The sequence below is a fragment of the Rhizobium sp. SEMIA 4085 genome, from assembly GCF_013004495.1.
Classification (GTDB): domain Bacteria; phylum Pseudomonadota; class Alphaproteobacteria; order Rhizobiales; family Rhizobiaceae; genus Rhizobium; species Rhizobium gallicum.
The window spans coordinates 1-24,813 of sequence record NZ_JABEPH010000038.1; the positions used below are offsets into that span (position 1 = coordinate 1).

At 58.8% G+C, this 24,813-nt stretch carries 25 protein-coding genes; 14 read left to right on the top strand and 11 right to left on the bottom strand.

Features of this window, described 5'->3' with window-relative positions; all coding sequences use genetic code 11:
* From C9413_RS06275 to dnaJ, 5 genes are all read left to right on the top strand, one after another.
* On the top strand, nucleotides 1–1,091 hold a 1,091-nt coding region (locus C9413_RS06275; RefSeq protein ID WP_246703706.1), incomplete at its 5' end, for a M20/M25/M40 family metallo-hydrolase.
* Between the two features lie 472 nt (nucleotides 1,092–1,563).
* Nucleotides 1,564–2,445 carry an SH3 domain-containing protein gene (locus C9413_RS06280; RefSeq protein WP_170250286.1) on the top strand — a complete coding sequence of 294 codons (882 nt, stop codon included), beginning with the start codon at nucleotides 1,564–1,566 and terminating at the stop codon, nucleotides 2,443–2,445.
* A 605-nt stretch (nucleotides 2,446–3,050) separates the two neighbouring features.
* Entirely contained in the window at nucleotides 3,051–5,336 is a 2,286-nt protein-coding gene (locus C9413_RS06285) for a transglycosylase domain-containing protein (RefSeq protein ID WP_170250287.1), read from the top strand.
* A 278-nt stretch (nucleotides 5,337–5,614) separates the two neighbouring features.
* Nucleotides 5,615–7,525, top strand: a complete 1,911-nt coding sequence (dnaK, locus tag C9413_RS06290; protein WP_039843527.1) for a molecular chaperone DnaK — start codon at nucleotides 5,615–5,617, stop codon at nucleotides 7,523–7,525.
* Nucleotides 7,526–7,604: 79 nt separating this feature from the next.
* A complete protein-coding gene (gene dnaJ, locus C9413_RS06295; RefSeq protein WP_039843526.1) occupies nucleotides 7,605–8,747 on the top strand; it encodes a molecular chaperone DnaJ in 1,143 nt (380 codons plus the stop codon).
* Nucleotides 8,748–8,908: 161 nt separating this feature from the next.
* On the opposite strand, the gene C9413_RS06300 is transcribed toward dnaJ, so the two are convergent.
* The gene (locus C9413_RS06300) at nucleotides 8,909–9,799 is read right to left on the bottom strand and encodes an AraC family transcriptional regulator (RefSeq protein ID WP_170250288.1); all 891 of its coding nucleotides are present in this window, start codon (nucleotides 9,797–9,799) and stop codon (nucleotides 8,909–8,911) included.
* Nucleotides 9,800–9,931: 132 nt separating this feature from the next.
* On the opposite strand from C9413_RS06300, the gene C9413_RS06305 reads away from it, so the two are divergent.
* On the top strand, nucleotides 9,932–10,702 hold the full coding sequence (locus C9413_RS06305; RefSeq protein ID WP_039843524.1) for an SDR family oxidoreductase: 771 nt from the start codon (nucleotides 9,932–9,934) through the stop codon (nucleotides 10,700–10,702).
* 61 nt (nucleotides 10,703–10,763) lie between these two features.
* Nucleotides 10,764–11,543 carry an alpha/beta hydrolase gene (locus tag C9413_RS06310; protein ID WP_039843523.1) on the top strand — a complete coding sequence of 260 codons (780 nt, stop codon included), beginning with the start codon at nucleotides 10,764–10,766 and terminating at the stop codon, nucleotides 11,541–11,543.
* Nucleotides 11,544–12,147: 604 nt separating this feature from the next.
* Here C9413_RS06310 and C9413_RS06315 read toward each other — a convergent pair.
* The 4 genes from C9413_RS06315 to C9413_RS06325 all read right to left on the bottom strand — a co-directional run bounded on the left by C9413_RS06315 (nucleotide 12,148) and on the right by C9413_RS06325 (nucleotide 15,030).
* Nucleotides 12,148–13,695 (bottom strand): DHA2 family efflux MFS transporter permease subunit, encoded by a 1,548-nt coding sequence (locus C9413_RS06315; protein ID WP_039843521.1) that lies wholly within the window; start codon nucleotides 13,693–13,695, stop codon nucleotides 12,148–12,150.
* A complete protein-coding gene (locus tag C9413_RS32655; RefSeq protein WP_223843995.1) occupies nucleotides 13,679–13,870 on the bottom strand; it encodes an isoprenylcysteine carboxylmethyltransferase family protein in 192 nt (63 codons plus the stop codon). The genes C9413_RS06315 and C9413_RS32655 overlap by 17 nt, the downstream gene beginning before the upstream one ends.
* Nucleotides 13,871–13,927: 57 nt before the next feature.
* Entirely contained in the window at nucleotides 13,928–14,269 is a 342-nt protein-coding gene (locus C9413_RS06320) for a DUF2147 domain-containing protein (RefSeq protein ID WP_039843520.1), read from the bottom strand.
* Nucleotides 14,270–14,541: 272 nt separating this feature from the next.
* Entirely contained in the window at nucleotides 14,542–15,030 is a 489-nt protein-coding gene (locus C9413_RS06325; RefSeq protein WP_166677311.1) for an RES family NAD+ phosphorylase, read from the bottom strand.
* Between the two features lie 319 nt (nucleotides 15,031–15,349).
* On the opposite strand from C9413_RS06325, the gene C9413_RS06330 reads away from it, so the two are divergent.
* Entirely contained in the window at nucleotides 15,350–15,556 is a 207-nt protein-coding gene (locus C9413_RS06330; RefSeq protein ID WP_039843519.1) for a hypothetical protein, read from the top strand.
* Nucleotides 15,557–15,638: 82 nt separating this feature from the next.
* Here C9413_RS06330 and C9413_RS06335 read toward each other — a convergent pair whose 3' ends face one another.
* Nucleotides 15,639–15,995: a helix-turn-helix transcriptional regulator gene (locus C9413_RS06335; RefSeq protein WP_022713250.1), complete on the bottom strand. Its 357-nt coding sequence runs from the start codon at nucleotides 15,993–15,995 to the stop codon at nucleotides 15,639–15,641.
* 103 nt (nucleotides 15,996–16,098) lie between these two features.
* Nucleotides 16,099–17,142, bottom strand: coding sequence for a SagB/ThcOx family dehydrogenase (locus C9413_RS06340; RefSeq protein ID WP_170250289.1), 1,044 nt, complete (start codon nucleotides 17,140–17,142; stop codon nucleotides 16,099–16,101).
* Nucleotides 17,143–17,544: 402 nt separating this feature from the next.
* Here C9413_RS06340 and C9413_RS06345 point away from each other — a divergent pair, with 402 nt between their 5' ends.
* Nucleotides 17,545–17,763, top strand: coding sequence for a hypothetical protein (locus C9413_RS06345; RefSeq protein ID WP_039843518.1), 219 nt, complete (start codon nucleotides 17,545–17,547; stop codon nucleotides 17,761–17,763).
* Here the strand turns inward: C9413_RS06345 and C9413_RS06350 are convergent.
* Nucleotides 17,760–18,563 (bottom strand): helix-turn-helix transcriptional regulator, encoded by an 804-nt coding sequence (locus tag C9413_RS06350; protein WP_039843517.1) that lies wholly within the window; start codon nucleotides 18,561–18,563, stop codon nucleotides 17,760–17,762. The genes C9413_RS06345 and C9413_RS06350 overlap by 4 nt on opposite strands.
* Nucleotides 18,564–18,728: 165 nt before the next feature.
* Nucleotides 18,729–18,956, bottom strand: coding sequence for a hypothetical protein (locus tag C9413_RS06355; protein WP_039843516.1), 228 nt, complete (start codon nucleotides 18,954–18,956; stop codon nucleotides 18,729–18,731).
* A gap of 224 nt (nucleotides 18,957–19,180) precedes the next feature.
* Between C9413_RS06355 and C9413_RS06360 the strand changes: the two genes are divergently transcribed.
* The gene (locus tag C9413_RS06360; RefSeq protein WP_039846564.1) at nucleotides 19,181–19,969 is read left to right on the top strand and encodes a YdcF family protein; all 789 of its coding nucleotides are present in this window, start codon (nucleotides 19,181–19,183) and stop codon (nucleotides 19,967–19,969) included.
* Between the two features lie 4 nt (nucleotides 19,970–19,973).
* Here C9413_RS06360 and C9413_RS06365 read toward each other — a convergent pair whose 3' ends face one another.
* A complete protein-coding gene (locus C9413_RS06365; RefSeq protein WP_039843515.1) occupies nucleotides 19,974–20,441 on the bottom strand; it encodes a hypothetical protein in 468 nt (155 codons plus the stop codon).
* Nucleotides 20,442–20,559: 118 nt separating this feature from the next.
* Between C9413_RS06365 and C9413_RS06370 the strand changes: the two genes are divergently transcribed.
* A complete protein-coding gene (locus tag C9413_RS06370; protein ID WP_022713243.1) occupies nucleotides 20,560–21,195 on the top strand; it encodes a trimeric intracellular cation channel family protein in 636 nt (211 codons plus the stop codon).
* A 3-nt stretch (nucleotides 21,196–21,198) separates the two neighbouring features.
* Here C9413_RS06370 and irrA read toward each other — a convergent pair whose 3' ends face one another.
* Nucleotides 21,199–21,615, bottom strand: coding sequence for an iron response transcriptional regulator IrrA (irrA, locus tag C9413_RS06375; protein WP_039843514.1), 417 nt, complete (start codon nucleotides 21,613–21,615; stop codon nucleotides 21,199–21,201).
* 298 nt (nucleotides 21,616–21,913) lie between these two features.
* Here irrA and fabA point away from each other — a divergent pair, with 298 nt between their 5' ends.
* Genes fabA through fabI form a run of 3 tightly spaced genes read left to right on the top strand, consistent with a single transcriptional unit; the run spans nucleotide 21,914 to nucleotide 24,523 of the window.
* Nucleotides 21,914–22,429: a 3-hydroxyacyl-[acyl-carrier-protein] dehydratase FabA gene (gene fabA / locus C9413_RS06380; protein WP_039843513.1), complete on the top strand. Its 516-nt coding sequence runs from the start codon at nucleotides 21,914–21,916 to the stop codon at nucleotides 22,427–22,429.
* 59 nt (nucleotides 22,430–22,488) lie between these two features.
* Nucleotides 22,489–23,712, top strand: a complete 1,224-nt coding sequence (fabB, locus tag C9413_RS06385; RefSeq protein WP_039843512.1) for a beta-ketoacyl-ACP synthase I — start codon at nucleotides 22,489–22,491, stop codon at nucleotides 23,710–23,712.
* 4 nt (nucleotides 23,713–23,716) lie between these two features.
* Nucleotides 23,717–24,523, top strand: coding sequence for an enoyl-ACP reductase FabI (fabI, locus tag C9413_RS06390; protein ID WP_039843511.1), 807 nt, complete (start codon nucleotides 23,717–23,719; stop codon nucleotides 24,521–24,523).
* Nucleotides 24,524–24,813 lie beyond the last annotated feature (290 nt).

The following is a 24,813-nucleotide window of genomic DNA, read 5'->3' on the forward strand; positions in this document are numbered from 1 at the left end:
TTGGGACCCCCGCTCCCTCCCACCCCCCGCCACGGACCGTGGACAAGGCCGCAAACCCCCGACCGCGCCGCGCCACCCGCGCCAACAGGGCCCAGCCACTCCCCTCCGTCGAAGCTCCCCGAGCCTATAAAGAGGTCAACAGCGCGCTTCCCTGCCGCATCACTATCCTTTTCGAGGGCGAAGAGGAATCCGGCTCGCCGTCGCTCAAGCCCTTTCTGGAGGCAAATGCGACAGAACTGAAGGCCGACTATGCGCTTGTCTGCGATACCGGCATGTGGGACCGCGAGACCCCGGCGATTGCTGCTGCCCTTCGCGGCCTTGTCGGTGAAGAAGTCGTCGTTACGGCGGCCGACCGCGATCTTCATTCCGGGCTTTTCGGCGGCGCGGCAGCGAATCCGATCCATGTCCTGACAACAGCGCTCGCCGGTCTGCACGACGAAACTGGCCGCATAACACTCGAGAATTTTTATGAAGGCGTCGAGGAAACGCCTGCAAACATCAAGGCCTCATGGGAAAAGCTCGGCCAGAGCGCTGAAGACTTACTCGGCCAAGTCGGCCTTTCGGTGCCGTCGGGTGAAAAAGGCCGTTCCGTTCTGGAACTCACCTGGGCGCGCCCGACGGCTGAAGTCAACGGCATATGGGGCGGCTATACCGGCGAAGGCTTCAAGACAGTGATTGCCGCCAAGGCGTCGGCTAAGGTTTCCTTCCGCCTCGTCGGCAAACAGGATCCGGCAAAGATTCGAGAGACGTTCCGAAACTATGTCCGCTCGAAGGTGCCGGCCGATTGCTCGGTCGAGTTCCATGCCCATGGCGCCTCGCCGGCAATTCACCTTGCCTATGATTCGCCGGTGATCACGAAAGCGAAGAACGCGCTTTCCGACGAATGGCCCAAGCCCGCCGTCGTTATCGGCATGGGCGGCTCGATCCCGATCGTCGGCGATTTCCAGAGAATGCTCGGCATGGAATCGCTGCTCGTGGGCTTCGGCCTCGCAGATGACCGGATCCATTCGCCCAACGAGAAATACGAACTCGCCTCCTACCACAAGGGCATCCGCTCCTGGGTGCGCATCCTCGACGCATTGGCAGCTTGAACGAAAAGTGCGTGCCTCGCGATGATTTACGCGGGCACGCATTCAGACAAAAACAAAGGCCGGATAAACCGGCCTTCATCATCCGCTTCGCTTCAATGCCAGTACATCCGTGGTCAAGGAAAAAGCGGACTTTGCCCAAGATTGATCCCGAAAGGTTAACACGCCGTTAAGACGCCCAGCAGTCGGAATGATATGGAAAACGGCAAACGCTTAAGGCGCGCACAGCATCCACTTGGCTGCGATCTGTTGAGCGTCATATCGGAAGCCGCTCCGGCACTTTCAAGGCCTAGAGCCCCATTTTTCCGTTCAAGCTGCGTTCATGCAACACGCGCTATAAACCATTGAAAGACAAGACGAATGATCGCCGGCTAACAAAAGTCGGCGAGCCTCGGACTGTGCCCGGAGCCGGCAAAAGCCGGAGTAAAACAAATACCGGATGTGGCATGACGCTACCTCCCAGGGAGTTGAAAACGTGAAACGCACCCTCTTGAAAATTGCCGCGACCGGTATGCTCTTGTTTGCTCCGGCGATCGCTCAGGCGGCAGAAGGCTTCGCGACGACGAACGTCAATATGCGGGCCGGCCCAAGCACGGAATATCCGGCGGTCACCGTAATTCCGGCCGGCGAGTCCATCGAAATCTACGGCTGTCTTGCAGACGTGCCATGGTGCGACGTGGAGTTCTACGGCGCCCGTGGCTGGGTGCACGGCGGATATATCCAGGCACTTTATCAACAGCGCCGCGTTTATCTCGGGCCTCAATATTATCGCCCACTCGGTATTCCCGTCGTTGTCTTCAGCTTCGGCAGCTATTGGGATCGTAATTACCGCGACCGTGACTTCTATCGCGACCGCGATCGCTGGCGCCGCGGACCGGACTTCTATCGCGACTCCGATCGCCGTGAACGACGCCGGGACTTTGACGATCGTCGGGATCGCCTGCCGGATTTCGATCGCGCGCCCGACCGCAGGCCCAATGTCGACAGGCAGCCGGACTTTGACCGTGATCTGCGCAACCGCGGCGATCGTGATCGCGATCGCCGGAACTTCGAACGTCGAGACGATGATGGCAATCGCGTCATCCGCCGCGGCGACGACAATCGAAACCGCAGCGATCGTGACAACGACCGCCGGAACTTCGAACGTCGAGGCGATGATGGCAATCGCGTCCGCGGCGACGACAATCGTAACCGCCGAGGTGGCGACAATGACCGCCGGAACTTCGAACGTGGAGGCGATGATGGCAATAGTCGCGTCCGTGGTGACGACAATCGGAACCGCAGCGGTGGTGACAATGATCGCCGCAGGCCGCAGCGAGGCGCCTGCCAACCGGGCGAGCCGGGTTGCCGGAACTAACGTGGCGCTGGGGCGGCAGAGATGCCGCCCTTTTGCGATAAGCTGCATAGAAAAAGCCCGACGCTCCAAGACGGAGGCGCCGGGCCTGATTTCGATCGGCCGTGTTGAGGGGAGACGACCGATCCATAACGGGACTTGAGGGCTGTCCCGCTACAAAGGAAACTGGCGGGACAGCTAAAGGTTCCAAATTACCAAACGGAAGCTTTGCGATCAGAGCCTGTCACGAGCTCACGCATCTGTGCAAACGGACCGTGCAGCATTTTCAGGCGGCTTTCCTCCATCTTGCTCAGCCGATGCTGCCGGGCAAACTCATGGATGCTCCAGATCTCGCGAAGACAGGTCTCGTCTATTCTCTTAAGGTCAATGCTCATATTAAATGCCTAACTACTACGCTTATTGCTTTTTTCTTCGGCGTAAGGTGGCGCGATATATGTCAGTTTCGTGACAGCTGCAACGAATGGCAGCCATGCGCAAACGGCAGGGCTGAAGCGCCGTCGGGACCGCTTGCCTGCAGTCTTAACCACCCCTTAAATCGCCGTATTTAAAGTCCACCCGGATGATTGCGCAAAGAGCGCTTGCGACATATGGGGTGCGGCCGGTCCACGATGGCAGGTAGGGGCAGATCACGCGATAGAATCGAACCGTCCTTCAGCGGCCGTAGCCGCTTTGAAGAGGACGACGATTTCTCGCTGGACGACGACGATCGTATCTCCGGCCGACGCGGAACCAAACGTTTTTCCTCGGACGCGACACGAACCCGCGCACCCGACAGGAAAAGGCGCAGCAGACGCGAGCCGCCCGAACGCCAGGACGGCGGTCTCTTCAACTTCATCCGCCGCGTGGTCTACTGGTGCATCGTGCTTGGTATCTGGGCCGGCATCGGTGCAGCTGGGCTGGTTTTCTACTACGGCTCGCGCATGCCGAGCGCTAGCACCTGGGCGATCCCTGACCGGCCGCCGAACGTCAAGATCGCATCTGTCGATGGCAGCGTGATTGCCAATCGTGGCGCCACCGGCGGCGAGGCGCTATCGCTCGATCAGATGTCGCCCCAACTCCCTGAAGCGATCATCGCGATAGAAGACAAGCGCTTTTACTCGCATTTCGGCGTCGACCCAATGGGGCTTGCCCGCGCCGTCGTCAACAACCTGACGGGCCAGCCGATTCAGGGTGGCTCCACCTTGACGCAGCAGCTTGCGAAGAACCTCTTCCTTTCGCCGGATCGCACTCTGGAGCGCAAAGTGCAGGAAGTGCTGCTCTCTTTCTGGCTCGAGCAGAAATATACGAAGGATCAGATCCTTGCGATGTATCTGAACCGCGTCTTCTACGGCTCGAATGCCTACGGCGTCGAGGCCGCCGCCCGACGTTATTTCAACAAGTCCGCGCGTGACGTGAATCTCGGGGAAGCGGCTTTGCTCGCCGGTCTCGTCAAGGCGCCGTCACGCCTGTCTCCGGCCCGCGACCCAGACGCCGCAAACGCCCGTGCCCAGATCGTACTGCAGGCCATGCGCGACCAAGGCTATATCACCGACAACGAGGTAAAGACGGCGATGACGCAGACGCCGTCCAAGGCGAAGAGCTACTGGTCGGGCGCTGGTCAATATGTGGCCGACATGGTTATGGACGAGCTACCCGGGCTGGTCGGCGAAGTGAAAGAGGACCTCATCGTCGATACGACGATCGACAAGGGGCTGGAAAGGAAGGCTGAGCAGTCGCTCAACGACATTCTCGGCAAGGACGGCGCAAAGCTCGATGCGTCCCAGGCCGCCCTCGTCTCGATCGACGGGACTGGCGCGATCCGAGCGCTGGTCGGCGGCAGGGATTATGCCGAAAGCCAGTTCAACCGCGCGGTCAAGGCGAAGCGCCAGCCGGGCTCCTCTTTCAAACCTTTCGTTTATGCCGCCGCACTCGAAAAGGGTTTGACGCCCTATTCCGTCTTCAACGACGCACCGATTCGCATCGGCAACTGGACGCCTGAAAATTATGAAAAGAAATACAATGGCGAGGTGACACTCGCGACCGCGCTTGCCAAGTCGCTGAATACCGTCGCCGCCCAGCTCGTCATGTATGACGGGCCGGAGCAGGTGATCAAGCTTGCGCACCGACTCGGCATCGAGACCGAACTGCAGCCGAATGCCTCGATCGCGCTTGGCACGTCTGAAGTGTCGCTCACGGAGCTCACCGCTTCCTACGCCGCCTTCATGAACGGCGGCTACAAGGCAACCCCGCATGTGATCCGCCGGGTGACGACCGCCGAGGGCAAGGTTCTCTATGAGAACACCTATGACAACCCGCCCCGCGTTGTTTCTGAAACGGTCGCCGCCAACATGAATGCCATGATGATGGGCACGATCGAGACCGGCACGGGCAAAAGCGCCAAGATTCCTGGCTGGCAGGCGGCCGGCAAGACGGGCACGACCCAGAATTCGCGCGATGCGCTCTTCGTCGGTTTCACCAGCAATCTGACGACCGGTGTCTGGTTCGGCAATGACGACGGCACGCCGATGAAGAAGGTTACCGGCGGCGGCCTGCCTGCGAAGGCATGGCAGGAATTCATGATTGCCGCGCACAAGGGTCTTTCTCCAGCTCCGCTATTCGGCAACGGCCAGTTCATTGCGGACCCGAATGAGTTCGGCAATCAGCCGATGGCGCAGGCTGAACCACGGCCGATGCAGGAGCAGCCGACAACGATCGGCGGCATCATTTCCGGCGTTTTCGGAGGCGGGAGCAGCACGGAGGCGCAAACATCATTTCCACCGGCACCCGGTCACGAGCAACAGGCCGTGGCGGCCCCGGGAGGACCTATTCCACCGGGAGATGTCGGCGGCCCTGCGGCCACCTCTTCCGTCCAGCCGCGCCGCACCACTCTGCTTGACCTGATCATGGGCCAATGAGCGAAGCCGCTCATGCTCGATGCAAGCCGGCTTTGGTAAGTCCACGCAGATGCGAAGCACGGCGGAGTTTTTTCGCTCACTGTAGAAAGTGAATGCAACACGTTCGTTTTGCTGGATTTCGGGCTCATTCTCGCCTTGCAGTCCAGAAAACCGCTCCTTATATACGCCGCATCACCGCAATCACGATTGCGTTAATTCCGAAGACCCACATCCCGTAAGGGGCTGTCAGGGAAATGCCTTCTCGGGGTTCCGACAGCTTGCTTCAAGGAGTAAATGACATGGCAAAAGTAATTGGTATCGACCTCGGAACGACAAATTCCTGCGTCGCTGTCATGGACGGCAAGGACGCGAAGGTCATTGAGAACGCAGAAGGCGCGCGCACGACTCCTTCCATGGTAGCATTTACCGACGACGGCGAACGCCTTGTCGGCCAGCCGGCAAAACGCCAGGCCGTCACCAATCCGACGAATACGCTCTTTGCCGTCAAGCGCCTGATCGGCCGCCGCTACGAAGATCCGACCGTCGAGAAGGACAAGGGTCTTGTCCCTTTCAGTATTTCGAAGGGTGACAATGGCGATGCCTGGGTCGAAGCCAATGGCAAGGGCTATTCGCCCGCGCAGGTCTCCGCGATGATCCTTCAGAAGATGAAGGAAACGGCTGAATCCTACCTCGGTGAAAAGGTCGAGAAGGCCGTCATCACGGTTCCGGCATACTTTAACGACGCGCAGCGCCAGGCAACCAAGGATGCTGGCAAGATCGCGGGTCTTGAGGTTCTGCGTATCATCAACGAGCCGACCGCAGCGGCCCTCGCTTACGGGCTTGACAAAAAGGAAGGCAAGACGATTGCCGTCTACGACCTTGGCGGCGGTACCTTCGATATTTCGATCCTCGAAATCGGTGACGGCGTCTTCGAAGTGAAGTCCACCAACGGCGACACCTTCCTCGGCGGTGAAGACTTCGACATGCGTCTCGTCGAATACCTCGTCGCAGAGTTCAAGAAGGACAACGGCATCGACCTCAAGAACGACAAGCTCGCGCTGCAGCGCCTGAAGGAAGCTGCCGAAAAAGCCAAGATCGAGCTCTCGTCCTCGCAGCAGACCGAAATCAACCTGCCCTTCATCACGGCTGACGCTTCTGGCCCGAAGCACCTGACGCTGAAGCTGACGCGCGCCAAACTTGAAAGCCTGGTCGACGACCTCGTGCAGCGCACGATCGCGCCGTGCAAGGCGGCCCTCAAGGATGCCGGCGTCACCCCGGCTGAGATCGATGAAGTCGTTCTCGTCGGTGGTATGAGCCGCATGCCGAAGGTTCAGGAAGTCGTCAAGCAGCTGTTCGGCAAGGAGCCGCACAAGGGCGTCAATCCGGATGAAGTCGTTGCGCTCGGCGCTGCCATCCAGGCCGGCGTTCTGCAGGGTGACGTCAAGGACGTTCTGCTTCTCGACGTGACCCCGCTGTCTCTGGGCATCGAAACCCTCGGTGGCGTCTTCACCCGTCTGATCGAGCGCAACACGACGATCCCGACCAAGAAGTCGCAGACTTTCTCGACTGCCGATGACAACCAGCAGGCCGTCACCATCCGCGTTTCGCAGGGCGAGCGCGAAATGGCTGCCGACAACAAGCTGCTCGGCCAGTTCGACCTCGTCGGCCTGCCGCCGGCGCCGCGCGGTGTTCCACAGATTGAAGTTACCTTCGATATCGATGCGAACGGCATCGTGCAGGTTTCGGCCAAGGACAAGGGTACCGGCAAGGAACAGCAGATCCGCATCCAGGCTTCCGGAGGCCTTTCGGACGCCGACATCGAAAAGATGGTCAAGGATGCAGAATCGCATGCCGCGGAAGACAAGAAGCGCCGCGAAAGCGTTGAGGCCAAGAACCAAGCCGAAAGCCTGGTTCACTCGACGGAAAAATCGCTGAAGGATTACGGTGACAAGGTTTCCGAGGCCGACCGCACCGCCATCTCTGATGCGATTGCGGCTCTGAAGTCTGCAGCCGAGGCGACCGACCCGGATGCCGAGGATATCAAGGCGAAGACCCAGACCCTCATGGAAGTGTCCATGAAGCTCGGCCAGGCGATCTACGAAGCCCAGCAGGCGGAAGCCGGTACGGCAGATGCTTCGGCAGGTGATGACAATGTCGTTGATGCCGACTACGAAGAAGTCAAGGACGACGACCGCAAGAAGTCCGCATAAATCCGCGGCGAAGCGGTTATGCTAAACACTGCAATCCGGCTGTCCGAGGGCAGCCGGAAATCCATTTCCGGGGTTTAAATTGGCAAAAGCGGACTTTTACGAAACTCTGGGCGTCGCCAAAACGGCGGATGAAAAAGAGCTGAAAAGCGCCTTCCGCAAACTGGCAATGAAATATCATCCGGACAAGAACCCGGACGATAAGAGCGCCGAAATCAAATTCAAGGAAATCAACGAAGCCTATGAAACGCTGAAGGACCCGCAGAAGCGTGCGGCCTACGACCGTTATGGTCACGCAGCCTTCGAGCATGGCGGCATGGGTGCTGGCGGCTTCGGCGGCGGTGCGGGCTTCGCCGGTGGCGGCGGCTTCTCCGACATCTTCGAAGACATATTCGGCGAGATGATGGGCGGTGGCCGGGGACGGCAGCGCTCATCCGGCGGACGCGAGCGTGGTGCCGACCTTCGCTACAATATGGAAATTTCGCTGGAAGAGGCCTTCTCCGGCAAGACGGCGCAGATTCGTGTTCCAACCTCGATCACTTGCGATATGTGCTCGGGTTCCGGCGCCAAGCCCGGCACGCAACCGAAAACCTGCGGCACCTGTCAAGGCTCCGGCCGCGTTCGCGCCGCGCAGGGCTTTTTCTCGATCGAACGAACCTGCCCGACCTGCCATGGCCGCGGCCAGACCATTCCCGATCCATGCCCCAAGTGCCATGGCCAGGGCCGCGTAACGGAAGAGCGTTCGCTCTCGGTCAATATTCCGGCTGGTATCGAAGATGGCACGCGCATCCGCTTGCAGGGCGAAGGCGAGGCCGGCACGCGCGGCGGACCGGCGGGCGATCTCTATATCTTCCTGTCGGTGAAGCCGCACGAATTTTATCAGCGCGATGGAGCCGACCTCTATTGCGCCGTTCCGATCTCGATGACGACGGCAGCGCTCGGCGGCACTTTCGATGTGGCGACGCTCGACGGCACGAAGTCGCGCGTCACCGTTCCCGAAGGCACGCAGGCCGGAAAGCAGTTCCGCCTCAAGGGCAAGGGCATGCCGGTGCTGCGTTCCAGCCAGACGGGCGATCTCTACATCCAGATCCAGATCGAGACGCCACAAAAGCTCTCGAAGCGGCAGCGCGAACTGCTCCAGGAGTTCGAGCAGCTTTCCTCGAAGGAGAACAATCCGGAATCGACAGGCTTCTTCGCGCGCATGAAGGAATTCTTCGAAGGATAAGGGCTGGCGCGCAAACACAGCACAGGTTGAAAGCCGGGGTTTCCATCCCGGCTTTTTTCCGGAATTATGTAGCAAATGCCACCAGCCGGTGATCGTGCGCGGTGACCGCTTTGCGCCGCCAACAGCGGTCATGCGTAGTTTCAGCGTGCACGCTGAAACAGTCAGGCCGAGAGAAGCTTTCCGATGTCTCGGCGTGGCGGAGCCCCGAACAGCCGGGCATATTCCCGGCTGAACTGTGAGGGGCTGGCATAGCCCACCTCAAAGGCGACCGTTTCCGCCGACATTTCGCGCGACAGCATCAGCCGGCGCGCCGCCATCAGGCGGATCTGCTTTTGAAACTGCACCGGTGTCATCGCGGTCATTGCCTTGAACTGACGATGGAAGGCTGTCGGGCTCAGGCCGGCGAGCGCGGCAAGATCATCGACGCGCACCTGCTTGTCGAAATTGCCCCGCAATGCGTGGATCGCTTCGACCAGACGCCGGTTTCGCTCCGCGCCGACGACCATGCGGGCGAAGACACCGCCATGTGGCCCGGCCAGCAGGCGGTAGCAGAGTTCGCGCTTGACGCCGGGATAGAGCAGCGGGATTGCCTGCGGCTCGCCAAGCAGGCTGACGGCGCGCGCGGCGCAGCCGAGGATCGCCTCGTTGAGCTCCATAACGAAGGCGGCGGCATGCTCGCCGGAGGCCGGAGTGGGCGGTGCCTCCATGCTTTCATAGACTTCGCGTAGGATCGCCTGGTCGAGTTCGATGACGGCGCTGAGATAGGGCGCATCCGGCGCTCCGTGCACCACCTGGCTTGCACCCGGCATCTCGACGCTGACGACCATGGCCTGGCTGGTGCGATAATGGAGCCTCCGTTCGCCGAACGTCGTCCATTTCGCGCCCTGCACCACGATGCAGAGCGCTGGCCGGTGGATCAGGTGGTTCGGATGCCGCTCGGAGAAGGATCGGAGCAAGGCCAGTCCGTCGATCACGGTGAAATAGGGGCTCCCGCTTCCATGAGCCGCAAACGCGGCGACGACGGCATCATGCAACATCGAAAGAGTGCTCAATCGGATCCCCCGCAAATCTGGAATTCCAAATTAACGCTGGAGGCAGGATCAGGCAAGAAAGAAGCCGGTTCCGGCATGTTCACCCGTGCTTCGCCCTCTTATGTTCACCGTCATCAACAAAGGAGAACGGCGATGACACAGAATTCCGAACGCAAAATCGCAATCGTCACCGGCGGCAGCCGCGGGCTGGGCCGCAACACCGTGCTCAACCTCGCCAGACGTGGTGTCGACTCGATCCTCACCTACAATTCCAGCAGGGCGGAAGCCGAAAAGGTCGTGGCCCTGGTTGCTGAAGCCGGCGCCAAAGCCATTGCCCTCAAGCTCGACACCGGCGACGCCCAGGGTTTCGACCCTTTCGTCGACGCCATAAAGCAGGCGCTTGCCGATCTGGGCGCCGCCGAGCGCTTCGACTACCTCGTCAACAATGCCGGAACCTCGCACCACAACAGCATCGAGGCGACGACGGAAGATGAACTGGACATGCTTTACAATGTGCACTTCAAGGGTGTTTTCTTCTTGACGCAGAAGCTCTTGCCGCTGATCAATGACGGCGGCCGGATCGTCAACCTGTCGAGCGGCCTGACTCGCATCATCGTCCCTGGCAGCGCTTCTTACGGTGCGATGAAGGGAGCGGTCGAGGTGCTGACCCGGTACATGGCAAAGGAGCTGGGACCGCGTCGCATCGCCGTCAATGTCGTCGCGCCCGGCGCCATCCAGACCGACTTTAGCGGCGGTATGGTCCGCGACAATCCGGATCTGAACCAGCGTGTCGCCGAAATGACGGCGCTGGGCCGCGCCGGCCTGCCCGACGATATCGGTCCGATGATTGCCTCGCTGCTCTCTGAGGACAACCGCTGGGTCAATGCCCAACGCATCGAGGTCTCCGGCGGCATGTCAATCTGAGATGCCGGTCCGGACCGAGTTCAAATAATCCTACCGCTTCGCACACGATGGAGATTCGATCATGATAATGAACAGACGCACATTTTCGAAAACTTTGCTCGTCGGTGCTGCCACGTCACTTGTTGCGACACATGCCGGCCTGGCCGCCACTCACACGCCTCCAAAGGCGCGCAATGTCGTTCTCGTGCATGGACTTTTCGCCGACGGATCATGCTGGACCGAGGTTATCGCCCTGCTGCAAGCGAAGGGCCTAAACTGCACGGCGGTCCAGAACCCGCTCACTACGCTGCCCGAGGCCGTGGCGGCCGCCCGGCGCATCCTCGACCGGCAGGACGGTCCGACCGTCTTTGTCGGCCACTCCTTTTCGGGGATGATCCTCACCGAAGCAGGCGTACATCCGAACGTCTCTTCACTGGTTTATGTCGCTGCCCGAGCACCGGATGCAGGTGAGGACTATGCAGCTTTGGCAAAAACCTACCCGACACCACCCGCAACCGCGGGCATTGTCTTCGACGGCGACGAAGGACGGCTGACGGAGGAAGCGTTCCTGCGCGATTTCGGGGGCGACCTTCCCGAGGCTAGGGCGAGGGTTCTCTATGCCGTTCAACAACCATTCCAAAAGGCGTTGCTCACCGGCAAAACCTCAAACGCTGCTTGGCGTTCCAAGCCAAGCTACTACGCCGTTTCGACGCAAGATGGAACGATAAATCCAGACCTGCAGCGTTTCATGGCCAGACGCATGGGCGCTAAAGCCATCGAACTCAAATCCAGCCATCTGTCGCTCATTTCACATCCGAATGAGATCACCAAGCTCATTTTGGAAGCTGCCGGGCAATCATGACATTGGATCCCCTGACGCCGCGCGAGCCGATATTCCGAGCCTAATCGCTGCCGGCAAGGCCAACGGGGAGATCGCCGAGGCACTCGGAAAAAAGCCCGCCCGGATGGCCGCGAAGGATGACGAATTGCGGCGCGGATATCAAAGCCTGAAGCTAGAGTTGGAGGCGACAAACGAGAGCGGCATCGAGGAATACCTAGCCCAGCACGCACGGTTCATCGATGCCGTGGTAAGACCACCACCAAAGACCTTATCACGGCTCCGGGCCGGAAGCGGCCGCTGGTGGCATTTGCTACCTAGTACCGCTTTTTTCATGCCCGCCTAGGCGTTGCCCAGCCATGTTCGCTCACGTTAGCCGAGGAAACGCTCCTCCCGATGCCAGTTCAGGCCTCCATGCAGACGCAGCCGCTGACCCTCAGGTCGCAATAGTGCTTCCCGTTCTGGAAGAACGCCTTCAGGCGCCCGCTTACGACAAAGCGGAAATCAGATCGGCGGGTGCGTATCCGCGATCGAAACCTTGTGGATGTCAGCACGAAGCAGAAGCTCATTGCTGACCTCCACCCCGCCTCCATGATCCCTGATTTGCGCGCATCACGCGGGACTTCGGTCACGACTGCGCCGGCAAAACAGGCTTTGCAAAAGGGAGGCATATGACAGCACATGCCGTGATGATTGCGACCATCATCCACGCTTCGTTGAGCGCTTGGACGGTTGCCGCGGTCTGAACAAGAGGGTTCAATATTGCTGTCGTATCCGCATCAAAAGCGCCGGTGTGGCCGGCAACGATCTGGGCCGGTGCGCCGATGAACTCGGCAGCCTCCAAATTCCCTGCCTGCAAGCGATCCCAGAGCTTTTGTCCAAGCGGCTCCGAGCGGGTATATAGGATGGTATCGATGAGCGCGATCCCAATTGCGCCGCCAAGGTTTCGCATCAAATTGAACAGACCACTTGCATCTGGAACACGCTCGGGCGCCAGCGTGCCGAGCGCCAGACGGGTCGGCGGCAGAAGGCAAAACATGATGGAGACGCCTCTTATGACCTGTGGCCAGAACATTTCATCATAGTCGGAGCGAGGGTTTTGCGAAGCACTCATACCGATGCCGATTGCAAAGAGCGCGAAGCCGAGCGCGGACAGTAGGCGGGGGTCCATTTGCTTTTCGAGCGCAACAGCAATTGGCGCTGTACATAATTGCGCGATGCCGGTTACGAGCATTGTCATCCCGATTTCGAATGCGTTATGTCCTCTGACAAAGGCCAGAAACACAGGCATCAGATAGACAGAACCGAATAGACCGAAGCCGAGGATGAAGCTTAGCGTCGAGCCCACCATAAAGTTTCGATCTTGGAAATTATGAAGCTCTACCAACGGCCGGGCGCGGTGGAGCGATCGCCATATGAATGCCGATGCTGATAGGGCTGAGACGGCGAACAGGCCACTGTCATAGGTTGACATCCAGCCGCTCGTGGGCGCTTCCTTCAATCCAAGCTCCAGCGTAATCAAAGCGACGGCCATCGTGGCCAATCCCACCCCGTCAAGCCCGCGAAGTTCCCAGACGTCGACGCGCTCTTGAGGGAGCGATCGCATTGCAACAAGAGCGGCAAGAATTCCAGGAATGATATTGATCAAAAAAAGCCAATGCCAGGAGTAGGTTTCTGTCAGCCAGCCACCGACAATCGGCCCGACAGTCGGAGCGAGGACGGCGAGAACGCCGGCAATGGTGGTGGCAAGGGCTTGGCGCTCGTTTGGAAACAGAATGAACACCGCCGAGAAGACAGAGGGTATCAGCGTTCCGCCTGAAAAGCCCTGCACAACCCGCCAAGCGACGAGTTCGCCGAAGCCGCTGCTGATCGCACATCCCGCCGACGCGATCACGAAAAGGACCAGCGACGTCACGAACAGCCATCGCATGGTGAGAAAACGCGTCAGGAACCCGGTTAACGGGATGGCGACTACCTCGGCAATCAAATAGACGGTCTGAATCCAGCTCATCTGCTCGGGATCGATGTCGAGAGCAGACTGTATCGTTGGCAACGACGTCGCCACAACTTGCACATCCAAGATCGCCATAAACATGCCAATGCACATGGCGAAGAAACCGATCCAGATGACGGTCTGGCGGCGATCGGTAAGATCAGACTCAAGCCTGTCCGGCATGGGACAATCCTGCAAGTGCGGCGTTCTTGACGCGCTGGTCACAATGACTGCATTGGCGATGGAAAACAGAAGTGCATAAAGTGGCAAAACCGAGTGGGAGTGCCGCGATCTCGCCCATCACGACAACATAGTTCGGATAGTGCAAGAAGCGATACGGGCCCTTGGAAACAATCATCCCGCCCAGCGCCACGATGATGCTCGGAAAACAAAACGGTCTGATGATAGCGCTATCTCAGTTCAGGCGGGTCCAGATCTGGGTCTTGCACAATACGCTCGTCGCGCAGCCACGGAGTTTGAGGCTGTTTCCCGATACGGTGAGCCTGCCGCTATAGGTTGTCTTGGTCCGCGGATCTGTGAGCCGGCCGGTATACGTATCCGCCCTGCCTGAAAAGAAACCGATCTGCTGTCCCGCATATCGCCCGCTCTTCGCCACAATGCAATAGTTCGCTCCGCAATGGTCGATCACCGACGTCTCGCCGTTTTCCGTCTTCCAGGTTCCCACTACTGTATCGGCAGCACTCGCGACGCTGGCTATCAATATGAAGATTGTGACAAAAACAGACCTGATCGTCATTTGGAAACTCCCATTGCGATGTCTGCTGATATGTAACGGCAATAGCGTCATCGAGTTCCTCGGACTTTCTGACAGGCAATAGTGCAAAATGCCAGTGCGCTCACGTCGCGACTGGGCGTGATCTTTGATCGGATGCCAAGCTGGCCGTGATCGGAGCTTAGGAGGAGTGTTGGAATCGGGTAATGCTTTCAGAGGCCGGCGGCGCACGCAGTGGCATCGTTATGGCCGTTCGCAGGCTCAGCGCTGCCCTTCAACCGATCACGGTAGCGCCCTTAGCTGACCGCCAGGACGAGCCCGGTGTCGTGCTGACGCACGAAATCTACGCGTGTCCCGTTCCAGTGGTAGCTGTAGTGCCGCCCCTGGATCGGTATCGTGATTGCGTCTGGCCAGAATATGCCGATGCATTGCCGGCCTGGCATGCGGACGCTACCCCACACGAGACCATCGCTTCCGGCGGCCCGGAGGCCGCGTCCCTTGGCCTGGGAGACAGTATAGTCGTCCGGGTGCAGCACGTCAGGCACCGCGTTGACGTCATCGAGATCCCGATCGACGCTGCCGATCAGGACCCGGAAGTCCGCCGTCCAGCCGGAGTCGTTCGTGGCGCGCATGAATTTTTCGTGGTGATGAATGGTCTCGGCGACCGCGACTTCTTCGCTGTCGCCCGCATAATAGATCCCGTAGCTGCCATCCGAGAACCGACCGGGACGTAGGATCGAGCAATGCACGAAGGGCGCCATGACGAAGCTCCGGCTGGTCATCATCCGGGCTGGTCTCGCAGTATCAAGGCCAATGCTGGCAATGCACTAATCATCGTTCGCCACGGAGAATAAGGATCACGCGCGCCGTTTTTGGGCCAATTTACGAGCGGCCGATAGCCACCCGGCACATGGCGGCATGTCTCAAAACCACACGAATCCAGAACCGCTCCGTAGAGCTGGCCATTTCTGTTCCAATTTGAAACAGAGAAAACCGGCAATACGTCCTGCGTTAACGCAGGCTGCGGATGCCGCTTGCAACCTGCTGAAATGCCATCACTACTACGCGCATAATTCTGGGAACAAACCAATTGAAGGTCCTTCCATGACGGCAGCAGCCTCCTTGTCCTTTCAGCCGGATGACGTCGACGTCCTTGCCGGCGCGCTTTATACCTGGTGTGCGGAGCGCAATATCAAGCTCCGCAGCCAGCAGGGCCTTTCGATCGCCAGCATCGCGATCGACCTTTATCATGCCGGGCATCACACGCAGGACGACTTGCTTGTCGCGCTGCACGAGCGCGAACTTCATTAGAATCCCGAAACAAAAAGAAACCCGCCTGCGGCGGGCATAAGGTACCGGGATACTCTTTTGCTATGGCGCCGCAATCGAAGCGTCAGGCAGCCTTTTCCGCGCTCATCAGCGTCAGAATGGTCTTGACCGCTTCCTTGCCTGCGGGCGAGTGAAGCCTGTCATAATTGACAGCCAGTTCATAAGCCTCGGGGCTTAGCGCAACTTTTGACGGGAATTGCGACGTTTCGGCGCCTTCAAAGAGTGCGGAGATCTCGACGCCAAGAAAGACCGCGATCTGGTGCAACTTGCTGGCGGAGACCCGGTTGGTGCCTTTTTCGTATTTCTGAATTTGCTGGAAAGTCAAACCAAGAGCTTCCCCCAGCTCCAGTTGCGAGACACGGCGGCGGGCGCGGAGCTGTCTGACATTGCGACCGACGAGGATATCTACGGGATCCGGCACCTGGCATTCCCTCATATATTAACGAATTCCTAACGATACTATGACGGTTCTTGCGCAGAACTCAACCCGATAGTTGCAAAATTCAACCGACTTTTTTTGGGCTTTACGCTACGTCAGGGAAACCAAGCGTCAGTGCGTAGATCGGCGCATGAGCAGGATTGCGCAGACCAACCAATTCACCGATCCGCGTATGGCTTAGAGCCGCGGTTGGGCAAGCCGTCATTCCGTGCGCCGTGGCCGAAAGCATGATGTTTTGCCCAATATGCCCGGCCTCGATCAAAACCACGCGGTAGGCGTTGGCATCGCTATATTTCCACATGCTGCGGTCCATATGGGCAACGAGTACGATCATGCAGGGCATGGTATCGGCCCATTCCTGGCCGCCGACGAGATCGCCGAAAGAGGGCGAAGCGTCCGATATCTTTGCCAGCGAATGCTCGAAGGCCGAATAGTGATAGATTCCTGGCGCCAGGCCGTCGACCGCCTTCACAAAAACATAGGCTTCATAAGGGTTGCGTGCGCCGCCGGACGGTGTCATCGACAGCGGTAGCGTCACCACCGAATTTCGTGCAGTGCCTGTAATCCCAAGGCCTGCGAAGAGCGCTTCGGAGAGCGCGTGTAATGACACGGCTTTCGTAAGACCCTTGCGTTGAGTCCGCCGCCTCGCCATCAGCGCCAGCAAAGAATTTCCGGAGGGTTCGGCCGATAGCGAAATGACATCGCCTTGCCCCGAATTGAGGCTGTAGAGCTCGATCTCGCCATCGCTTGCGAGCGCAGCGCGCTGCAGATCTTCGGCCTCATTAAGGGACATGTAATCGGGGTCCTGAACGCAAAAATGCATCAGGGCGGCGGGCACGCCCCACTTCCAATGCTGACGGAAGGCGTCCTCCCGCATCTCAAGCTCGGATCCTTCGACGACGAGTGCGGACATCTCGACAAGCGCCACCAGCGTTTCATCGAGGTCGTCCTCACTATGGCCGGGCGCTTGATCGCGGATCGCGGCGCGATCACTCCACTCGGCAACAGCGCGCAAAAAATCCAGAAGGTCCGGACTGCACTCGAAGACGGCCTTGGTGAGGAAATTGCAGGCTACGAACTCGGCACCATCATTATGGAAGACGAGCGTGCGGGAGGAACGATAGCGCATCGCAGAAAAATGCCCGCCGCAGCCCATTCGCCCGGCAGGCATCTCATCGCTTAATCGATGCGGAACATCATGCCGCGGCTGACAAATGTCGGCTTAGCCTTGGCTGCGGTAACCTTAAGGTTCGGCTTGCTCTTCTTCTGCATGCTCCATCTCCTCGGTTCGAAAGCAATCGGTGTTGATCGCAGCCCGAACAATGAGACGCCAACCGAAAATATTCGATTAATTCGCAAATATTAGTTTGATACATCACAGTGGCGTATTGCTTCAATTTAAGTCAAAAATCGGAAATTTCTGAATTAAAATCGTTATTTTTGTGTTTATACAGAAATATCTAGCCGAAAAACGTGAATTATGCCAATCATATTGCGCGAATGAACTCGACAAGACGCCGGAGAAAGCACGATGGCCCATAAAAAGACTGCGAAAGCCGAACAAACGCGGAATTTTGATGATGGGGTCGGTGACTATACGATCGACATGCTGAACACGCTGATCGCGCAAAGCCGCAGCGCCCGGCAGCCGATGCTGACCTACCTCTTGTCTATGGCGCTGATCGAGGCGCACCGCGTCAACGTCGATCACGCGCCCGCGACCCATGAAGCCGGGCTGTCGCTCAACTAACCGAGATCGCGTGTGACCGAGGAGATGAAATCGGCACGCTGCTGGGTAATCATGTCCCGTACGATCCGCGGAACGGCCTCATCGGCCGTTCGGTAGACTTTCGCGAGGCGCAGCGCCGTTCTGAGGTTTGTCTTCGTGCTCAGCGGCACCATCACAACGGCGCTGAAGGACGGTCCGGCGGGCGTAAAAATCATGGCGTGCCCTCCAAGCAGCTTCTCGGAGAATGGCAGCCACCGAAGGCGCATCAGCGTCGGCTCTTGCGTACCAATCTGATTGGCTGCGACGAAGGAAAGGCAATTGAGCCGCTCGACGACAATGCCTTTATGATCGCCGGTGAAGCGGGACCAATATTCGCCCTTCTTGATCGCTCGATTGGTAAGACGACGGAAAGTCGTGGCGCTTCCCTGCTTTGCAAGAACAACAACGGCACAAAGTAGGCTCTCCGGCGTACCAGGGATCGTCATGTAGGCATGATAAATGCCGGGTGCGATGCCGGCGGAAGGATCGGCAAAGAGGAGCGGCTCCAGTGCATCCCTCGCCGCAGACAAGATGCGTTGCGCCGATGGACGGCCGTGGTCCAAATCGACCGCAACCGGCCGCTGGTACATCTCTTCCTCGGTCACACCGAGATATTCACAGATCCTCTTTACAGAGGCCCGGCCCGGTGCGCGCCGCGCCTGAAGATAGGATTCAATCTGCGAGCGGCCGATTTGCATACCGCGCGCGGCAGCGCTGATGCTGCCTGCCTTGGCAAGGCAGAGGCGCCGCAGATTTTCGGCGAAATTCTCAAGTGCAGACATGTCCGCGATGGCTTCCAGGAGATGAGTCGGCCTCAAACTAGCGGCTCGAAAGACGGAACACAAACGGGCGGCAAGACAAATCCGGGGATGATCCGATTGAGCCTGATCTGCGCGGCGGCGATACACAGTGCCGGCAGGGTATGTGGTCAGCCTTCATTTTTTTCGTTATGATTCAACGATGGATGAAGCGATGCGCCGGACAGCCGGCGTGACCCGCAACAGTACCGGAAAGCGACGCTCCAAGACAGCGCCCATGCGGATCGCCACATGGCCGAAGCACGCGGGGCCACCGCCCTGCATGGCGACGATACTGATGGCGGAGACATCGGCATCGACACCATAAACGGCACGGCAAATCGTGTCATTGCGTTTGGAGAGTTTGCCATGGGGCATTGAATTTCTCCGTAGGACATCGGCCGAACCAAGGCGAATGCCCAGCTGGCGGATTGCGCGTTGATTGACGCAAACGCTGACGGAGCTTTGCTTGAAGCAACGGTGTTCCTATGCCGAAAGCCCCATCCCATCCCCAATCCAAGCTTCCGATCGTGCCATGCGTCCGTCATTCCCGTCACAATCGAATCGGATAAGATGCCGCTGGTTTTGACATGGGGGCATCATTGTTTCTCTTCTCGAAGTTAGTCTGGGTCGTCGGCCAGCCGCTATCGCTGGTGTTCTTCCTAATTCTCTTTTCATTCCTTGCCGTCGTTCTCCGCTTCAGGAGCCTCGCCGTATTTTTCTCGGCGCTCGGCACACTGCTGCTCTTCGTCATCCTTTTCACCACAACAGGCAATTACCTCCTCCAGGATCTGGAATTGCGCTTTCCAAAGCCGGACCGCGATCCGGATAACTTGCAATGCTTGATCGTTCTCGGCGGCGCGTTTGAAAATGAGGTGAATACGACCAGCCACGGAATCGAGTTCAATGCAGGCGCGGACCGTTTTATCGAAGCGCTGCGGCTGGCGCAGCGATATCCGCAATCGCGTATTCTGATTTCGGGCGGGGACGGCTCGATTTCTGGAAAATATGAAGGCGATGCGGCCGCCTCGGCGCGCTTCTTTCCGCTTTTCGGGATTGCGCGTGAACGGCTTGTCGAAGACAGAACATCGCGCACGACCTTCGAAAATGCGATTAATACCAAGGAGCTGCTTGCAAGCCAGGGACTTTCGAACTGCCTGATGATCACATCCGGCTATCACATGCCGCGTTCGGTCGGCATTTTTCGCAAGCAGGGCATCGATGTCGTGCCGTGGCCGACGGATTACCGGACGGATGGTCATGTAGCGCTGCGCATCGACTTCACGCAGCCGAGCCTCAATGCGCAGAACATGGCGACTGCCGTGCGCGAATGGTTCGGTCTCGTCGGCTATTACCTTGCTGGTCGAACGTCCGAGCTCTATCCAGCCTGAAGCATTATTTCTTTGAAATGGTGACAAACTTCGTGCCGCGAACACGCGCCGTTACGATGCAGGGGCCGCCGTCGGTGCGATCGCAGAAGCGCGGATGCATCTTCATGGCCAGCACCATATTGCCGAAGCGCTTGATGAAATCGTAGCCGTAAATCTGCGCCGTCGCGATCATGAAATAGCCCCCCTCGGCCACCTGCAGGTAGAAATTATAGGTGCAGCCATCGTCGTTGCACTGCGGCCCCTTCTTTCCGTCGCAGGTCAATTCGCCCTCATTGACCACGGCGTCGATAAGGCCGTCATTGTTGATGTCCTGGCGCGTGATGTAAGCGTCCGAAAATTCGGCCTTCGTACATTGCTCGGTGAAATGCTTCTTCTCGTAGATTTCCGGATCCGAGATCAGCGATTGCTGCGCAGAGGCCGACTGAGCCACAAGGAGGGCTATTAAATTCAGGACGATGAGCAGCGCTTTCACGGCTTTCCTCTTTTGTCGGATGGACACTGACAGGCGCCCATTCTGGACGATCCGCCTTGCGCCGCCCTTGCCACCGTGATTCAGTCCAGTATCGTCTGCCGGCTCTGGGGGCCAATCAATGTCTCTGCTCGTCTATCTCGATTATGCTGGCATCGCACTCTTTGCCGCGACGGGTGCACTCGCCGCCTCGCGCAAGCAGCTCGACCTCATCGGCTTCCTCTTCTTCGCTATGGTAACAGGCACCGGCGGCGGCACGGTGCGCGATATCGTGCTTGGCCGCGTGCCGGTATTCTGGGTGCTGAACCCAGCCTATATCGTCATCTGCTGTCTGGTAGGCATCGTGGTTTTTTTCACCGCCCATCTCGTGGAGTCGCGTTACCGGCTGCTGATCTGGCTCGATGCGGTGGGGCTCGCCGCCTATTGCGTCATGGGTGCGGCCAAGGGACTTGCCGCGACAGGCTCGCCGACGATCGCGATCGTGACGGGGACACTGACGGCAACTTTCGGGGGCGTGTTGCGCGATCTGATGGCGAACGAGCCCTCCGTGCTCCTGAGACCCGAAATCTACATCACTGCGGCACTCTTCGGTGCGGGCATCTTTACCGGTGCAACTGAACTCGGCCTGCCGCTTTATGGCGCATCCGCCCTTGGCGTTGTCGCAGCCTTTGCCGTACGCGGCGGCGCATTATGGTTCGGATGGACGTTCCCGACCTACAGGCACAAGCCCGGTCGCCACCCTGACGATGTCATGTGAAATTCAGCGCTTCGGGCGCAGGCGGATTACAACGTCGACATGGGCGATTTCCATGCCCGGCGGCGGCTCCGGTAGATTGCCGATCGTCAAGTTGCTGACCGGAATATCCAGCACTTCATTATCGCCTTCGACAAAGAAGTGATGATGATCGGAAACGTTGGTGTCAAAATAGGTCTTGGCGCTCTCGACGGCGAGAACACGGATCATGCCGGCTTCGGTAAACTGGTGCAGCGTGTTGTAGACGGTCGCCAGAGAAACCGGAACGCCGGCGGTAACTGCTTCCTCGTGCAGTTCCTCGACAGTCAGATGCCGGTCGCCTTTCGCAAAAAGCAGATCGCCGAGCGCAACGCGTTGACGCGTCGGTCGCAGGCCTGCGCTGCGCAGTCTGGCTTCGATTGCGATCGGGGCTGCAGCCGCCATAAGGGAAGAACTCCGGTTATTCTAGCGTCAATCAATCAGGTTTCCTAAGCCATATATCTTTTGCGCGGAAGCCTTTCAATAGTTCCCATGGGGACAATGGCCTCCGAAACGCCGGAAAATCGGGCTTTTGACGCAATTGGGTCTGGCCGGGGCCTTGGCCTTCCTGTATGCGACCACCAAATAAGGCGACAAGTCAGTTCAAGGGCGGGGTAGAACTAGCCATGCTTATGCTTCATTTTCCTTGGAACTTGGACTAAACAATCACTCCATTGGCACGTGCGGGGGAAACAGAATTTTGATGACAACGAAACAATCCAGCTTCACCTATGAGGAAATCCTGACCTGTGGCCGTGGCGAAATGTTCGGCCCGGGTAATGCGCAGCTGCCGCTGCCGCCGATGCTGATGTTCAATCGCATTACGCAGATTTCCGAAGACGGTGGACCGCATGGCAAGGGTTTCATTCGCGCCGAATTCGACATCACGCCTGACCTCTGGTTCTTCCCCTGTCACTTCATGGGCGATCCCGTGATGCCGGGTTGCCTCGGCCTTGACGCGATGTGGCAGCTGACCGGCTTCTTCCTCGGCTGGCTAGGCGAGCCTGGCAAGGGCCGTGCAATCTCTACCGGCGAGGTGAAGTTCACCGGCATGGTGACGCCGAAGACGAAGCTTGTCGAATACGGCATCGACTTCAAGCGCGTCATGCGCGGCCGTCTCGTTCTCGGCATCGCCGATGGCTGGATGAAGGCCGACGGTGAGGTCATCTACAAGGCTACCGATCTGCGCGTCGGCCTTTTCCAGGAAAAGGCCGACTGACTCTACCGGGCGAAACAGCCCGGTATTCCAAGATAGAAAAAACGAAAAGGTCGAAACACATGAGACGGGTAGTTGTCACGGGTCTGGGCGTTGTTTCCTCGATCGGCAAAGATGCCGCTGAGGTCACGGCCTCGCTGCGCGATGCCAAGTCCGGCATTTCCTTCTCCAACGATTTTGCCGAGCATGGCTTCAAGTGCCAGGTCTGGGGCCGTCCCAGCCTCGATCCGACCGATCTGGTCGATCGCCGCGCAATGCGCTTCCTGTCGCAAGGCGGCGCCTGGAATCATGTCGCCATGAAGCAGGCGATTGCCGATTCCGGTCTCGAAGAGTCCGTGATCAGCGGCAACGAACGCACCGGCATCATCATGGGCTCCGGCGGTCCGTCCACCCGCACGCTGATCGAAGCTGCCGAGATCACCGTCAAAAACAACAGCCCGAAGCGCATCGGCCCGTTTGCCGTGCCGAAGGCAATGTCGTCCACGGCATCGGCGACACTTGCAACCTGGTTCAAGATCCACGGTGTCAACTACTCGATCTCGTCGGCCTGCTCGACTTCTGCGCACTGCATCGGCAATGCCGCAGAAATGATCCAGTGGGGCAAGCAGGACGTGATGTTCGCCGGCGGTCACGAAGACCTCGACTGGACCATGTCCAACCTTTTCGACGCCATGGGTGCGATGTCTTCCAAGTACAACGACACGCCGCAAACGGCTTCGCGCGCCTACGACGTCAACCGTGACGGCTTCGTCATCGCTGGCGGTGCCGGCGTTCTCGTTCTTGAAGAGTTGGAGCATGCAAAGGCACGAGGTGCGAAGATCTACGCCGAGATCGTCGGCTACGGCGCGACCTCCGACGGTTACGACATGGTCGCTCCTTCCGGCGAAGGCGCCGTGCGCTGCATGCGCCAGGCACTCTCGACGGTGAAGGGTGATATCGATTACATCAATACGCACGGCACCTCTACGCCGGTGGGCGACAGCAAGGAAATCGGCGCGATCCGCGAGGTCTTCGGCGACAAGATGCCTCACATCCAGTCGACCAAGTCGCTGACGGGTCACTCGCTGGGTGCAGCCGGCGTCCAGGAGTCGATCTATTCGATCCTGATGATGCAGGAAGGCTTCATCGGCGAAAGCGCCCACGTCAAGGAACTCGATCCTGAATTCGATGGAGTGCCTATCGTCCGCAAACGCATTGACAACGCCAAGATCGACATCGCTCTGTCCAACTCCTTCGGCTTCGGCGGCACCAACGCGACGCTCGTTTTCCAGCGCTACAACGGATAAGAACATGACCGCAATCATGCAGGGTAAGCGCGGGCTCATCATGGGCGTCGCCAACAACCATTCTATCGCCTGGGGTATATCAAGGGCGCTTGCAGCCCAAGGCGCCGAGCTTGCCTTTACCTATCAGGGAGAGGCGCTCGGCAAGCGGGTGAAACCGCTCGCAGCGGAAGTCGGCTCGGATTTCGTCGTACCCTGCGACGTCGAAGACATTGCCTCAGTCGACGGCGTTGTTGGTGCACTCGAGGAGCGTTGGGGCAAACTGGATTTCATCGTCCATGCCATCGGTTTTTCCGACAAGAACGAGCTGAAGGGCCTCTACGCGGATACTACGCGCGAAAACTTCAGCCGAACGATGGTCATCTCCTGCTTTTCCTTTACGGAGATCGCCAGGCGCTGCGCACCGCTGATGGCCGAGGGCGGTTCTATGCTGACGCTGACATATAACGGTTCCACACGCGTCATCCCGAACTACAACGTCATGGGGGTTGCAAAGGCTGCTCTGGAGGCCTCCGTGCGCTATCTCGCCGCCGACTACGGTCCGCGCGGCATCCGCGTTAACGCCATCTCCGCGGGCCCCATCCGCACGCTGGCGGGCGCGGGCATTTCGGATGCCCGTGCAATCCTCTCCTGGAACCAGCGGAATGCTCCCCTGCGCAAGACCGTCAGTATCGATCAGGTCGGCAATTCCGCCCTCTACCTGCTCTCCGACCTGTCCGCAGGCGTGACCGGCGAAATCCATTTTGTGGACGCCGGCTACAACATAACCTCGATGCCGACGCTGGATACGCTGCGCAAGGCAGATGTAGAATAAGCGAGGCAGATTGGTCGCCGGCGACGCCTGTTGCTCCAGGCGGCACGACACCGGATTTCTCTCAGGGAAACGGCCGCAGCGCGTATCCGCCCTGTTGCTGGATAAAGTTCGGAAAGCCGTCAGTTGTCACCGCTTTCCTTTTCCACTCCGAAAGGCGCTGCTTACCAATCACCGCGACAATCTGGTGCAAGGGTTCGGTCCGCTCAAGGAGCCGGCCCAAGCGTTTCTTCGCTTATCTCGAAGTGCTTCGGGTAGGGCCCTTCACATAGGCTTCGTTGAAGATCTTGTAC